We start from the raw sequence: 11901 nt of genomic DNA on the forward strand, positions 1-11901 counted from the left end.
GTCATGACCGAGGAGACACCTCCCAGGGGCGGCACATGCCGAGGAAGCAGGCGAGGGCGCCGGCCGCGCACACCAGCTGCACGACGGCCATGGGCACCGCGGTCGCCTCGCCGGCGATCCCGACGAGCGGGGAGGCGATGGCCCCGATCAGGAACTGCGAGGTGCCGAGGAGCGCGGAGGCCGATCCGGCGGCGTGCTTGGTCCGCATCAGCGCCTGGGCGTTGGTGTTGGGCATCGCCAGGCCCATCGCCGACATCAGCACGAACAGCCCGGCGGCCACCGGCACGAGACCGATGTCGCCGAAGACCCCGGACGTCATCAGGAGCAGGGAGACCGCGGCGGCCACGATGACGACGAGCCCGCAGGTGAGGGCCTTGTCGAGGCTGACCCGGCCGACGAGCAGCTTGCCGTTGATCTGGCCGACGATGATCAGGCCGATGGAGTTGATGCCGAACAGCAGGCTGAAGGTCTGCGGGGAGGCGCCGTAGATCTCCTGGATGACGAAGGGCGAGGCGCTCACGTAGGCGAAGAGGGCGGCGAAGGCGAGGCTGCCCGCGATCATGTAGCCGGTGAAGACGCGGTCGGCGAGCAGCCCGCGCATCGTGCGCAGCGCGTCGCCGATGCCGCCGGTGTGGCGCTCGGCGGGCGGCAGGGTCTCGCCGAGCCACTTCCAGACGACCAGGGTGAGCAGGACGCCGACCGCGGTGAGGACGGCGAAGATGCCGCGCCAGTCGGTGAGCCGCAGGACCTGTCCGCCGATGACCGGCGCGATGACGGGGGCGACGCCGGAGATCAGCATCAGGGTCGAGAAGAACCGGGCCATCGCGACGCCGTCGTACATGTCGCGCACCACGGCTCGGGAGATGACGATGCCGGCCGCGCCCGCCAGCCCCTGGATCAGGCGGAAGGCGATGAGGAGCCCGGCGGACGGGGCGAAGACGCAGATCGCGGTGGCCAGGACGTAGACGGCCATGCCGAGGAGCAGCGGGCGGCGCCTGCCCCAGCGGTCGCTCATCGGTCCGACGACGATCTGGCCGAGCGCCATGCCGGTGAGGCAGGCGGTGAGGGTGAGCTGAACCGTGGAGGCGGGGGCGTGCAGCGAGTCGGTGACGGCGGGGAGCGCCGGGAGGTACATGTCCATGGACAGCGGCGGGAGCGCGGTCAGGCCGCCGAGGACCAGGGTGACGAGAAGGCCGGTGCGCCGGGCGGCGGGGGTGGCTCTGCCGGGAAGTGGGGCCCCGCCGTGAGGAGCGGCGGGGGTTTCGGTGGTGTCGGTGGTACGTATCTGCTGGGCCCGGCTGACGCCGCTCTCCGGCATTCTCATCTCCATAGTTGTTGAATCCGGCTCTATGCTCTCAGCTCAGCGGGAGTGGTCGACACCTTTTTGGGAGCGTGCATGAGCAGGACTGTCCGTTGGGGCGTGCTGGCGACAGGCGGGATCGCGGCGACGTTCACCGCTGATCTGCGGGCCATGCCCGATGCGGAGGTGGTGGCCGTGGCCTCCCGTACGGACGCGTCGGCGCAGGCCTTCGCGGAGCGGTTCGGGATACCGAGGGCGTACGGCAGCTGGGCCGGCCTGGTCGCCGACGACGAGGTCGACGTGGTGTACGTGGCCACGCCGCACTCCGCGCACCGGGAGGCCGCCGCGCTCGCGCTGGAGGCCGGGAAGCACGTGCTGTGCGAGAAGGCGTTCACGCTCAACGAGCGTGAGGCCCGGGAGTTGGTGAAGCTCGCCCGGGACCGCGGGGTCTTCCTGATGGAAGCGATGTGGACGTACTGCAATCCGGTCGTGCGTCGGCTGACCGAGCTGGTGCGGGACGGGGCGATCGGCGAGATCCGTACCGTGCAGGCCGACTTCGGCTTCGCGGGCGACCTGGGGCCGGGGCACCGGCTGCGCGACCCCCGGCTGGGCGGCGGAGCGCTGCTGGACCTGGGCGTGTACCCGGTGGCGTTCGCGCAGCTGCTGCTGGGTGAGCCGGACCGGGTGCAGGCCGAGGCCCTGCTGTCGCCGGAGGGCGTCGACCTGAACACCGGGATGCTGCTGGGCTGGGACTCGGGCGCCACCGCGCTGCTGTCCTGCTCGATCGTCGGGCACCACCCGACCGCCGCCACGGTCATCGGCACGGGCGGGCGGATCGACATCCCGCACAGCTTCTTCCACCCGCAGAGCTTCGTGCTGCACCGGGCGGGCGGCGAGCCCGAGGAGATCACCTCGGGCCCGGGTCCGCAGGGGCTTTCGGGGATGCAGTACGAGGCGGCCGAGGTGATGCGGGCGGTCCGGGCGGGCGAGACGGAGTCCCCGCTGGTGCCGCTGGAGGGTTCGCTCGCGGTGATGCGGACGCTCGACGCGGTACGTGACCGCGTCGGCGTCCGCTACCCGGTGGACGCGTAGGCGCCGGCCCGTAGGGATCAGGCCGGCTTCAGGCCCGGGTTTCCGGCCTCGGTGACGTAGGAGCCGGCGGTGGTGACGGGGGCGCCCGGCTTGGTGACGGCGGAGACCGTACGGAAGTCGGCGCGCGCCCGGCGCTCCTGGAGGGTGACGACGACGTAGCCGCGGCGCCCGTTGTAGAACTTCAGGTGCGGGTTGGCCCGCATGAGGTTGTTGTGGTTGGACGGCTTCTCGGAGCCGTCCTTGCCGCTGGTGATGGACGTGGTGACGATCTCGGTGCCGACGGTGCGCGACGCCGGGTCGTCGAAGTCCTGCTTCAGGTCGAAGCCGTAGCTCACGTGCACATCGCCGGTGAGCACCATCAGGTTGTCCACGCCGGCGCTCCGGGCGCCCTTCAGGATGCGGTCGCGGGAGGCCGGGTAGCCGTCCCAGGAGTCCATGGACAGCTTGAAGGCGTCGGTCGGCACGTCGCGCCGCTGAGCGAAGGTGACCTGCTGCGGCACGACGTTCCAGGTGGCGTGCGAGTGGCGCCAGCCGTCGATGAGCCAGCGCTCCTGGGTGGCGCCGGTCAGGGTGCGCTTCGGGTCCTCGGACTCGGGTCCGGGGGTCTGCCAGCCGTCGCCGTACGCCTGGTCGCTGCGGTACTGGCGGGTGTCGAGGACGTCGAACTGGGCGAGCCGGCCGAAGTGCAGGCGGCGGTAGAGCCGCATGTCGGGTCCGGTCGGCCGCTGGGGCGCGCGCAGCGGCTGGTTCTCCCAGTACGCGCGGTACGCGGCGGCCCGGCGGATCAGGAACTCCTCGGGCGGTACGTCGTCCTCGGAGATGTCCCCGGCGTAGTTGTTCTCGGTCTCGTGGTCGTCCCAGGTGACGACGAAGGGGTGCGCGGCGTGGGCGGCGCGCAGGTCGGGGTCGGACTTGTAGAGGGCGTACCGCAGGCGGTAGTCCTCCAGCGTGGTCGTCTCCCGGTCGAAGAGGGCGGGCAGGGTGCGGTCGGTGTAGTCGCGGGCACCGCCGGACGCGTTGACGGCGTACTCGTAGAGGTAGTCGCCGAGGTGGAAGACGACGTCGACGTCCTCCTGGGCGAGGTGCTTGTAGGCGGTGAAGTAACCGTCGTGGTAGGCCTGGCAGGAGACGGCGGCCAGGCTGAGTTGGCGCTTGCGGGCCCCGGTGGCGGGCGCGGTGCGGGTCCGGCCGACGGGGCTCGTCCACTGTCCGGCGCGGAAGCGGTAGTGGAGGACGCGGTCCGGGGCGAGGCCCTGCACCTCGACGTGCACGCTGTGGTGGAACTCCGGGTGGGCGTAGGCGGTGCCGCGCCGGACGACACGGGTGAAGCGCTCGTCGTGGGCCAGCTCCCAGCGGACCTCGACGCGGGCGTCGGGCAGGCCGCTGCCGGGTTCGAACGGGCGGGGCGCGAGCCGCGTCCACAGGAGGACGGAGCCGGGCAGCGGGTCGCCCGAGGCGACGCCGAGGGTGAACGGGTCCTCGCCGATCTGCCGGGCCTGCATCTCGCGGGCGCTCGCCGTCCCGGCGGCGGGCAGGCCGACCGAGAAGGCGAGCGCGGCGGCGGCTCCGGTGACGGTGAGGAAGCGGCGGCGGTCGGTGTGCCGGGCGGCGTCGCGCAGCTCCTGCTGTGGCGATGAGTGCGTCATCTGTCCCTCCCCTGACTGGTGTTGGGGGGGAAGTCCACCGGGCCGGCGCATCCTGCGGTTGTCGTGCTCGCGTCGTGCGGGCGTCGCCTGGATGAGGAGTGCGGCAGGATGGTGCCCCCGAGGGCAAACTCCGCGTACGCGGCCAAACCATGATCATCGCGTGGGTCCGCGAGGGGGCGGGAATCGCCGGTCCGGGTCCCGGAATCACCCCTGGGAGGACGGGAATCGGCAGCGCCCCGGCGGTCGGGCCCGCGCACAGGAGGCCGCGCCCCTCGGCCCCGCCCCGGACACCCCCGGCCGCCGCCGTTGCGCGTACGCTGCGGCGGCATGAGCAACGGACTGTTGAACTCCACGACGAGGACGGCCGTGGTCACGGGCGCGGGCTCCGGGATCGGCCGCGCGGTGGCGCTCGCCCTCGTCGGTGCCGGCTGGGCGGTCGCACTGGCGGGCCGGCGCCCGGACCCGCTCGCCGAGACCGCCGCGATGGCCGGCGAGCAGGCCCGGGTGATCACCGTCCCCGCCGACGTGACCCGCCCGCAGGACGTGGACGCCCTGTTCTCCTCCGTACGGGAGTGCTTCGGCCGCCTCGACCTGCTCTTCAACAACGCGGGCACCTTCGGGCCGGGTTCGGTGCCGGTCGAGGACCTCGCGTACGAGGACTGGCGCGGCGTCGTCGACGTGAACCTGACGGGCGCGTTCCTGTGCGCGCAGGCGGCGTACCGGCAGATGAAGGAGCAGGACCCGCAGGGCGGGCGGATCATCAACAACGGCTCGATCTCGGCGCACACGCCCCGCCCGCACTCGGTGGCGTACACCGCGACCAAGCACGCGATCACCGGCCTGACGAAGTCGCTGTCGCTGGACGGGCGCCCGTACCGGATCGCCTGCGGCCAGATCGACATCGGCAACGCGGCGACCGACATGACCGAGCGGATGCGGACCGGCACGCTCCAGGCCAACGGCGAACTCGCCGTGGAACCGGTGATGGCGGCCGACGACGTGGCCCGGACGGTGTTCCACATGGCCGGCCTGCCACTGGAGGCGAACGTCCAGTTCGCGACGGTCATGGCGACGGCGATGCCGTACGTGGGGCGCGGCTGACGCCGGATTCCGCCGTATCGGGCCCGGCGTGTGCGCACTGCCCTTATGCTCACAGTCCTTCACCGGAACTCCACACAAGGAACACAGCATGCGCATACGCACCGCGGCGCCCCTCGCTCTGGTCGCCACGACCGCCCTCGCCGGTTCGCTGCTCCTGGCGACGCCGGCCTCGGCCGCGAAGCATCAGGGCGGAGTGCACCTCGGCAAGATCCAGTACGACAGCCCCGGCAAGGACACCCGGTCCAACGCCTCGCTGAAGGCCGAGTGGGTCGAGATACACAACAACACCAAGTCGAAGTTCCAGCTCAAGGGCTACAAGCTCAAGGACAACACCGGCTACACGTACACCTTCGGCAGCTACAACGTCAGCCCGGGCAAGACCGTCAAGGTCCACACCGGCAAGGGCACGACCAGCCCCGGCCACGTGTACTGGAACCGCGGCTCGTACGTCTGGAACAACACCGGTGACAAGGCGCGGCTGATCAAGCCGGGCGGCGCGCTGCTGGACTCCTGCTCCTGGACGAAGTCCGGCAAGGGCACCAAGAACTGCCACTGAGCACGCGCCCACCCCGGGGCCCGGACCGCGATCGGCGGACGCTGTTGGTTAATTCGGGCCCTGTTGCTTCGCCCCGCCGACTTGGTCGGCGGGGCGAAGTGCTGCGAAGCGGCTGGTTCGGGTGCGGGCCCGGGGCGTGTCGGTGAGGTGGGCGTCGATGCGGGCGAGGTTGATGGCGGCGCCGGTGAGCTGGTGCTGGAGACTGGTCTGACCAACAGCGTCCGAGAGGAGGGCGCGGGCCCCGGGAATGCCGCCGCCGGGCCCGGGGTTGTGCGGCACATGAGCGATCTCCCCGCGGCCGGGCTTCCCGAGGTGCTGCGCTACACCGCGTTCTCCGCCGACCCCGAGGGCGGTAATCCTGCCGGGGTCGTGCTCGACGCCGGCGGCCTGGACGACGCGGCCATGCTGGGCGTGGCGGCGGGGCTCGGCTACAGCGAGACGGCCTTTCTGACCGGGCGGACCGAGGCGGCGGCGCCCGGCGCGCGCGGGTATGTGATCCGCTACTTCAGCCCGAAGGCCGAGGTGCCGTTCTGCGGCCACGCCACCGTCGCGACGGCCCTGGCCCTCGCCGAGCGGGACGGCCCCGGGGAAATGGAGTTCACCACCCGCGCCGGTACGGTGCCGGTCACCGTGGCCCGTGAGGGCGGCGAGCTGAGGGCCACCCTGACCAGTGTGGAACCGCACATCGAGGAGATCGCCCCGGCCGACCTGGCGGAGGCGCTGGCGGCCCTGGCCTGGCCGGCCGCCGGACTCGACCCGGACCTGCCGCCCCGGATCGCCTACGCGGGCGCCCGCCACCTCGTGCTGGCCGCCGGGACGCGGGAACGGCTGGCCGCGCTGGACTACGACTTCGCGCGCCTGGAAGCGCTCATGCACCGCCTTGACCTGACCACGCTCCAGCTGGTGCGGCGGGCCTCCGCCGCCGTGTTCCACGTCCGCGACCCGTTCCCGGTCGGCGGTGTGGTGGAGGACCCGGCGACGGGTGCGGCGGCGGCCGCCTTCGGTGCCTACCTGCGCGCGCTGTCCCTCGTACCGGAGACCGCCCAGCTGACCCTGTACCAGGGCGAGGACATGGGCCGCCCCGGCACGCTCACGGTGACGCTGCGGGCGGGCGACGCGCGGGTGCGGGTGAGCGGCACGGGCACCCGCCTCCCGGAACCGGCCTGAGCGGCCTGAGCACGGGGCCGCCGCCGGGGCCGGCCCGCCATCCGGGCGAACCACGGGAATCCGACGACAGGTCCTAGTCTGGGGCGAGTGACTGGACGTCATCAACGTGACAGGAGTGCCTCATGTCCATCCGCCGTGTGGTTCCCAACATCCCGGTCGGTGCGAGCGACGACACGGAGGCCGGCGCGGCGGCGCTGCGGGACAACGCCGCGTTCTACGGCCTGCTGGGCTTCGAGGAGGTCATGAACCACGGCTGGATCATGACCCTGGCGTCGCCCACCCGGCCCGCGGCCCAGATCAGCGTCATGACCGCCGACAGGACGGGACCGGTCACCCCGGACCTGAGCGTGGAGGTGGAGGACGTGGACGCGGTGCACGCCGCACTGGTCGGCGCCGGCGCGGAGATCGTGTACGGCCTGCACGACGAGGAGTGGGGCGTGCGCCGCTTCTTCGTACGCGACCCGAACGGGCGCGTGATCAACGTGCTGACGCATCGCTGATCCGAGGCCACCCGGGGCCGGGAGGCACGCGCACGGGACGGACAAGGGGGACAAGGGTGGCGGGGAAGGCGGCTCGACGCCTCCCGATCAGCGGCCCGACCACCCCTGGCCCCCTGCGTGACGCCCGCTGACGGCCTGGTTCAGCTCTCCTGGGCGACCTCCTTGTTGACCTCGGCGGGCGATTCGTACTGCTTCTCCGGCAGGCCCTTCAGCGCTGCCATGACCTCGTCACCGGCACCGTTCTTGCGTGCCTGCTCCACGATCGCGTCCTTGCCGGCGGGGTAGCCGACGCCGCTGAGACACTTCTGCAGTTCAATGGGGTTCGCGTTCATGGGAACGAGGTACCCGTGCCGGGCGCCGTGTGTCACCGCCGCGCCGCCCGTGACCCGAATGCCCGGTCGCCGTAACCACAACGGAGCCCTCCACGGGATTCCGGCAGCCGTGGAGACCGCCCCGACCTTCCCCCCGTCGTCCGTTCGGGTAGCGCTAACCCGGGTACACGCCGCTGGTGACGGGCTCGGCGGCCCGCCGGGCCCATGATGGCCGGTGGCCGCCGCCGTGCCGTCTGCGGACCGGCTCCGATCGGGAGGGTGTATGGCGTCGCTGGACGAAAAACGAGGAACGGCGCCGACGGAAGGGCGGGGGGAGCGGGCAGGGACCGAGCGGCGGGTCGGCGGGGGCGCGCGGCTGCTGAAGCTGCTGTCGACGACCGATCACAAGGTCATCGGCAACATGTACCTGGTCACCTCGTTCACGTTCTTCCTGTTCGCCGGCGCGCTGGCCATGGTGATGCGCGCCGAACTCGCCCGGCCCGGCATGCAGATCGTCTCGCACGAGCAGTACAACCAGCTGTTCACCGTGCACGGCACGATCATGATGCTGCTGTTCGCCACCCCGACCTTCACCGGCTTCGCCAACGCGATCATGCCCCTGCAGATCGGGGCGCCGGACGTGGCGTTCCCCCGGCTGAACGCGTACACGTACTGGGTGTACCTCTTCGGCGGGCTGATGGTCGTCTCGGGGTTCCTGACGGCCAACGGCGCGGCCTCCTTCGGCTGGTTCGCGTACGCGCCGCTGAACGGGCCGGTGTTCTCGCCGGGGACGGGCGCGGACCTGTGGGTGATGGGGCTCGTCGTCTCGGGGCTGAGCACGATCCTCGGGTCGGTCAACTTCATCACCACGATCATCTGCCTGCGGGCCCCGGGGATGACGCTGTTCCGGATGCCGATCTTCACCTGGAACGTGCTGTTCACCTCGATCCTGGCGCTGCTCGCCTTCCCGGTGCTGACGGCGGCGCTGCTCGCCCTGGAGGCGGACCGGAAGTTCGGGGCGCACGTCTTCGACGCGGCCAACGGCGGGGCGCTGCTGTGGCAGCACATGTTCTGGTTCTTCGGCCATCCCGAGGTGTACATCGTGGCGCTGCCGTTCTTCGGCGTGGTCACCGAGATCCTGCCGGTGTTCAGCCGTAAACCGGCCTTCGGCTACATCGGCCTGGTCGGCGCCACCGTCGCCATCACCGGGCTCTCGGCCACGGTCTGGGCGCACCACATGTTCGCGACGGGCGGGGTGCTGCTTCCGTTCTTCTCGCTGATGTCGTTCCTGATCGCGGTGCCGACGGGGGTGAAGTTCTTCAACTGGATCGGCACGATGTGGCACGGCTCGCTGTCGTTCGAGACGCCGATGCTCTGGTCCGTGGGCTTCCTCGTCACCTTCCTGCTCGGCGGGCTCACGGGCGTGCTCGTGGCGTCGCCGCCGATGGACTTCCACCTGACCGACTCGTACTTCGTCGTCGCCCACCTGCACTACGTCCTGTTCGGGACGATCGTCTTCGCCACGTTCGCCGGGTTCTACTTCTGGTGGCCGAAGTTCACCGGCCGCATGCTCGACGAACGCCTCGGGAAGATCCACTTCTGGACGCTGTTCGTTGGCTTCCAGCTCACCTTCCTCGTCCAGCACTGGCTGGGCGAACAGGGCATGCCCCGCCGGTACGCGGACTACCTGGCCGCGGACGGGTTCACCACGCTCAACACCCTGTCCACCATCGGGGCGTTCCTGCTGGGCCTGTCCACGCTGCCGTTCCTCTACAACGTCTGGAAGACGTGGCGGTACGGCGTCAAGGTCACCAGTGACGACCCGTGGGGCTGGGGCCGCTCGCTGGAATGGGCGACCAGCTGCCCGCCGCCCCGGCACAACTTCCACGCGCTGCCCCGTATCCGCTCCGAGTCGCCCGCCTTCGACCTGCACCACCCGGAGGCGGGCACCCCGGTGCCCCGGCAATCCGCCGCCGACGGTGCGGGGAGGGCGGGTCGATGAGGGGCGAGGCGTGGCTCTTCACCGGGGTGGCGTTGTTCTTCGCGGTGACCTGCTCGATCTACGCGGTGTACGCACCCGACCCGGCGGGTATCGCGGCGCTCACCGTGTCCGGGCTCATGGGGGCGCTGATCGCCGCCTTCCTGTGGCGGCAGGCCTACCGGACGGGCCCGCGCCCCGAGGACCGCAAGGACGTGCGCGTCCATGAAGTGAGCGGCCGGCGCGGCTACTTCCCCGCGCGCAGCTACTACCCGGCCATCAGCGCGGCCGGTACGGCGCTGCTCGGCCTGGGCACCGTCCAGGGTCTGTGGCTGTTCCTCATCGGGGTCGGCGTGCTGATCCCGGGCGTCTACGGCTTCGTCTTCCAGAACCCCGACCCCGCGCGCTGACGCCCGGACCGCCGGGGCCCGGCCAGCAGCGCCCTGGCCTGCTCCTCCTGCTCCGGAGTCAGCCCGGGCCGCACCTGGTCGCGGTAGTACCAGTGGCTGAGGGCGGACCGCAGCCGCAGGACGAGGCGGGTGCGGGCGGGGGCGCGCCGGGGTGCGGGCAGGTCGAGCGGCCGGGGCAGGTCCCTGGCCAGCAGGACGTACCGCTTGTCGTCGGGCAGCCGCTGGTGCTCCGGCCGGTAGCCGCCCTCGACCGACTGGCGTACGCCCCCGGTCTCCTCGCCGTCCTCCAGCAGCTCCCGGTCCCGCGCCTGGAGGGCCAGGCAGAGCCGGTCGGTCACCACGAACGCCACCGGCGGCAGGACGAACAGGGCGATGCGGAACGCCCAGGTCAGCGCGTGCACCGGTACGTCGAAGATGTCGGCGATCACGTCCTGCGCACCGGCGAGCAGGAGCACCGCGTAGGCCGTCAGGGCGCCGACCCCGAGCCCGGTGCGGACCGGCCGGTCGCGCGGGCGGTCGCAGACGTGGCGCTCGCCGGAGCCCCCGGTGATCCAACGCTCGAAGAAGGGATAGGCGTACAGGACGAGGAAGAGGGCGCCGGGCAGCAGCACCCCGGGCACCAGCGGGTTCCACATCAGGGTGTGGCCCCACAGCCGGGTCTCGACGCCGGGCATGAGCCGCAGCGCCCCCTCCAGGAAGCCGACGTACCAGTCGGGCTGGGCGCCGGTGGAGACCTGGTCGGTGCGGTACGGCCCGTAGTTCCAGACGGGGTTGATCTGCGCGAGGGCGCCCAGCAGGGCGAGCACGCCGAAGACCATGAAGAAGAGACCGGCCGACTTCGCCACGTACTGCGGGAAGAACGGCTGGCCGACCACGTTGCGGCCGGTCCGGCCCGGCCCGGCCCACTGTGTGTGCTTCAGGTGCACGATGAGCAGCAGGTGCAGGCTGACCAGGGCGAGGAGAAGGCCGGGGACGAGCAGGATGTGCACCGGGTAGAGCCGCGAGACGATGTCGTCGCCCGGGTACTGGCCGCCGAACACGAAGAAGCTCACATAGGTCCCGACGACCGGGAGCGACAGCATGATGCCCTGCGCGGTGCGCAGCCCCGTGCCGGAGAGCAGGTCGTCGGGGAGCGAGTAGCCGGCGAAGCCCTCCAGGAGGGCGAGGAGGAACATCGTCACCCCCACCGTCCAGTTGATCTCGCGGGGCCTGCGGAACGCGCCGGTGAAGAAGACCCGCAGCATGTGCACACCGATCGAGGCGACGAAGACGAGCGCCGCCCAGTGGTGGATCTGCCGGACCAGCAGCCCGCCGCGTACGTCGAAGCTGATGCGGAGCGTGCTGGCGTACGCCTCCGACATGCGGACCCCGTGCAGGGGCGCGTACGAGCCGACGTACACCGATTCGGTCATCGACGGCTGGAAGAACAGCGTCAGGTACACCCCGGTGATCAGGAGGACGACGAAGCTGTAGAGGGCCAGCTCGCCGAGGAGGAAGGACCAGTGGTCCGGGAAGGCCTTGCGCAGGAGTGCCCTGGCCGCCTCGGCGAGCGGGAGCCGCGCGTCGACGGCGTTCGCCGCCTCCTCCCCCATCCGCCGCGCCTTGCCCTTCGCACGCGCCCTCTTCTTCGACAGCAGCACGAGTCGCCTCTCGGTCGGCCGGTTGTTCCGCGCTCGACGGAAGGGGTACCCCCGGATCGTCCGCTGTCACGGGGCGCGCGCCGGGTTCGTCGCAACGGTGCCGCGCTCTTGCGCCGCTCGGCCGACGCCCGCGTGCACCGGCGCGCGAGCGGGAGGCTCGGGTGCCGGCGCGCGCTGCTCTCGGCGTTTCGGCCAACCTC

General features: G+C 71.5%; 12 protein-coding genes. 7 read left to right on the forward strand and 5 right to left on the reverse strand.

What is annotated here, in order from left to right:
• Position 1: 1 nt before the first annotated feature.
• Positions 2 to 1318: a multidrug effflux MFS transporter gene (locus E6P78_RS20700; protein ID WP_136205122.1), complete on the reverse strand. Its 1317-nt coding sequence runs from the start codon at positions 1316 to 1318 to the stop codon at positions 2 to 4.
• Between the two features lie 78 nt (positions 1319 to 1396).
• On the opposite strand from E6P78_RS20700, the gene E6P78_RS20705 reads away from it, so the two are divergent.
• Positions 1397 to 2392 carry a Gfo/Idh/MocA family oxidoreductase gene (locus tag E6P78_RS20705; protein ID WP_206307861.1) on the forward strand — a complete coding sequence of 332 codons (996 nt, stop codon included), beginning with the start codon at positions 1397 to 1399 and terminating at the stop codon, positions 2390 to 2392.
• A gap of 17 nt (positions 2393 to 2409) precedes the next feature.
• Here E6P78_RS20705 and E6P78_RS20710 read toward each other — a convergent pair whose 3' ends face one another.
• Positions 2410 to 4038, reverse strand: coding sequence for an alkaline phosphatase D family protein (locus E6P78_RS20710; protein ID WP_136205123.1), 1629 nt, complete (start codon positions 4036 to 4038; stop codon positions 2410 to 2412).
• Positions 4039 to 4365: 327 nt separating this feature from the next.
• On the opposite strand from E6P78_RS20710, the gene E6P78_RS20715 reads away from it, so the two are divergent.
• Both E6P78_RS20715 and E6P78_RS20720 read left to right on the forward strand, forming a co-directional pair.
• The gene (locus E6P78_RS20715; protein WP_136205124.1) at positions 4366 to 5139 is read left to right on the forward strand and encodes an SDR family oxidoreductase; all 774 of its coding nucleotides are present in this window, start codon (positions 4366 to 4368) and stop codon (positions 5137 to 5139) included.
• An 88-nt stretch (positions 5140 to 5227) separates the two neighbouring features.
• Positions 5228 to 5695 (forward strand): lamin tail domain-containing protein, encoded by a 468-nt coding sequence (locus E6P78_RS20720; RefSeq protein WP_136205125.1) that lies wholly within the window; start codon positions 5228 to 5230, stop codon positions 5693 to 5695.
• 48 nt (positions 5696 to 5743) lie between these two features.
• Here E6P78_RS20720 and E6P78_RS20725 read toward each other — a convergent pair whose 3' ends face one another.
• Positions 5744 to 5974 carry a hypothetical protein gene (locus tag E6P78_RS20725; protein ID WP_136205126.1) on the reverse strand — a complete coding sequence of 77 codons (231 nt, stop codon included), beginning with the start codon at positions 5972 to 5974 and terminating at the stop codon, positions 5744 to 5746.
• Between E6P78_RS20725 and E6P78_RS20730 the strand changes: the two genes are divergently transcribed.
• Positions 5975 to 6862 (forward strand): PhzF family phenazine biosynthesis isomerase, encoded by an 888-nt coding sequence (locus tag E6P78_RS20730; RefSeq protein WP_136205127.1) that lies wholly within the window; start codon positions 5975 to 5977, stop codon positions 6860 to 6862.
• A 122-nt stretch (positions 6863 to 6984) separates the two neighbouring features.
• Positions 6985 to 7362 carry a VOC family protein gene (locus E6P78_RS20735; RefSeq protein WP_136205128.1) on the forward strand — a complete coding sequence of 126 codons (378 nt, stop codon included), beginning with the start codon at positions 6985 to 6987 and terminating at the stop codon, positions 7360 to 7362.
• A 140-nt stretch (positions 7363 to 7502) separates the two neighbouring features.
• Here E6P78_RS20735 and E6P78_RS20740 read toward each other — a convergent pair whose 3' ends face one another.
• Positions 7503 to 7694, reverse strand: coding sequence for a DUF2795 domain-containing protein (locus E6P78_RS20740; RefSeq protein WP_136205129.1), 192 nt, complete (start codon positions 7692 to 7694; stop codon positions 7503 to 7505).
• 262 nt (positions 7695 to 7956) lie between these two features.
• Here E6P78_RS20740 and ctaD point away from each other — a divergent pair, with 262 nt between their 5' ends.
• Positions 7957 to 9675, forward strand: coding sequence for a cytochrome c oxidase subunit I (gene ctaD / locus E6P78_RS20745; RefSeq protein ID WP_136205130.1), 1719 nt, complete (start codon positions 7957 to 7959; stop codon positions 9673 to 9675).
• Positions 9672 to 10061, forward strand: coding sequence for a cytochrome c oxidase subunit 4 (locus tag E6P78_RS20750; RefSeq protein ID WP_136205131.1), 390 nt, complete (start codon positions 9672 to 9674; stop codon positions 10059 to 10061). Before ctaD ends, E6P78_RS20750 begins: the two co-directional genes overlap by 4 nt.
• Here E6P78_RS20750 and E6P78_RS33070 read toward each other — a convergent pair.
• Positions 10022 to 11701, reverse strand: coding sequence for a cytochrome bc complex cytochrome b subunit (locus tag E6P78_RS33070; protein ID WP_136205132.1), 1680 nt, complete (start codon positions 11699 to 11701; stop codon positions 10022 to 10024). The two genes, E6P78_RS20750 and E6P78_RS33070, sit on opposite strands and share 40 nt — an antisense overlap.
• Positions 11702 to 11901: the final 200 nt, after the last annotated feature.

This window comes from Streptomyces sp. A0958, from assembly GCF_004795035.1.
Lineage (GTDB): Bacteria > Actinomycetota > Actinomycetes > Streptomycetales > Streptomycetaceae > Streptomyces.

What these genes read in the sequence shown, in the direction of transcription:
- E6P78_RS20700 (WP_136205122.1), bottom strand. Translation starts at nt 1,318, where the DNA reads ATGCCGGAGAGCGGCGTCAGCCGGGCCCAGCAGATACGTACCACCGAC.
- E6P78_RS20705 (WP_206307861.1), top strand. Translation starts at nt 1,397, where the DNA reads ATGAGCAGGACTGTCCGTTGGGGCGTGCTGGCGACAGGCGGGATCGCG.
- E6P78_RS20710 (WP_136205123.1), bottom strand. Translation starts at nt 4,038, where the DNA reads ATGACGCACTCATCGCCACAGCAGGAGCTGCGCGACGCCGCCCGGCAC.
- E6P78_RS20715 (WP_136205124.1), top strand. Translation starts at nt 4,366, where the DNA reads ATGAGCAACGGACTGTTGAACTCCACGACGAGGACGGCCGTGGTCACG.
- E6P78_RS20720 (WP_136205125.1), top strand. Translation starts at nt 5,228, where the DNA reads ATGCGCATACGCACCGCGGCGCCCCTCGCTCTGGTCGCCACGACCGCC.
- E6P78_RS20730 (WP_136205127.1), top strand. Translation starts at nt 5,975, where the DNA reads ATGAGCGATCTCCCCGCGGCCGGGCTTCCCGAGGTGCTGCGCTACACC.
- E6P78_RS20735 (WP_136205128.1), top strand. Translation starts at nt 6,985, where the DNA reads ATGTCCATCCGCCGTGTGGTTCCCAACATCCCGGTCGGTGCGAGCGAC.
- E6P78_RS20740 (WP_136205129.1), bottom strand. Translation starts at nt 7,694, where the DNA reads ATGAACGCGAACCCCATTGAACTGCAGAAGTGTCTCAGCGGCGTCGGC.
- ctaD (WP_136205130.1), top strand. Translation starts at nt 7,957, where the DNA reads ATGGCGTCGCTGGACGAAAAACGAGGAACGGCGCCGACGGAAGGGCGG.
- E6P78_RS20750 (WP_136205131.1), top strand. Translation starts at nt 9,672, where the DNA reads ATGAGGGGCGAGGCGTGGCTCTTCACCGGGGTGGCGTTGTTCTTCGCG.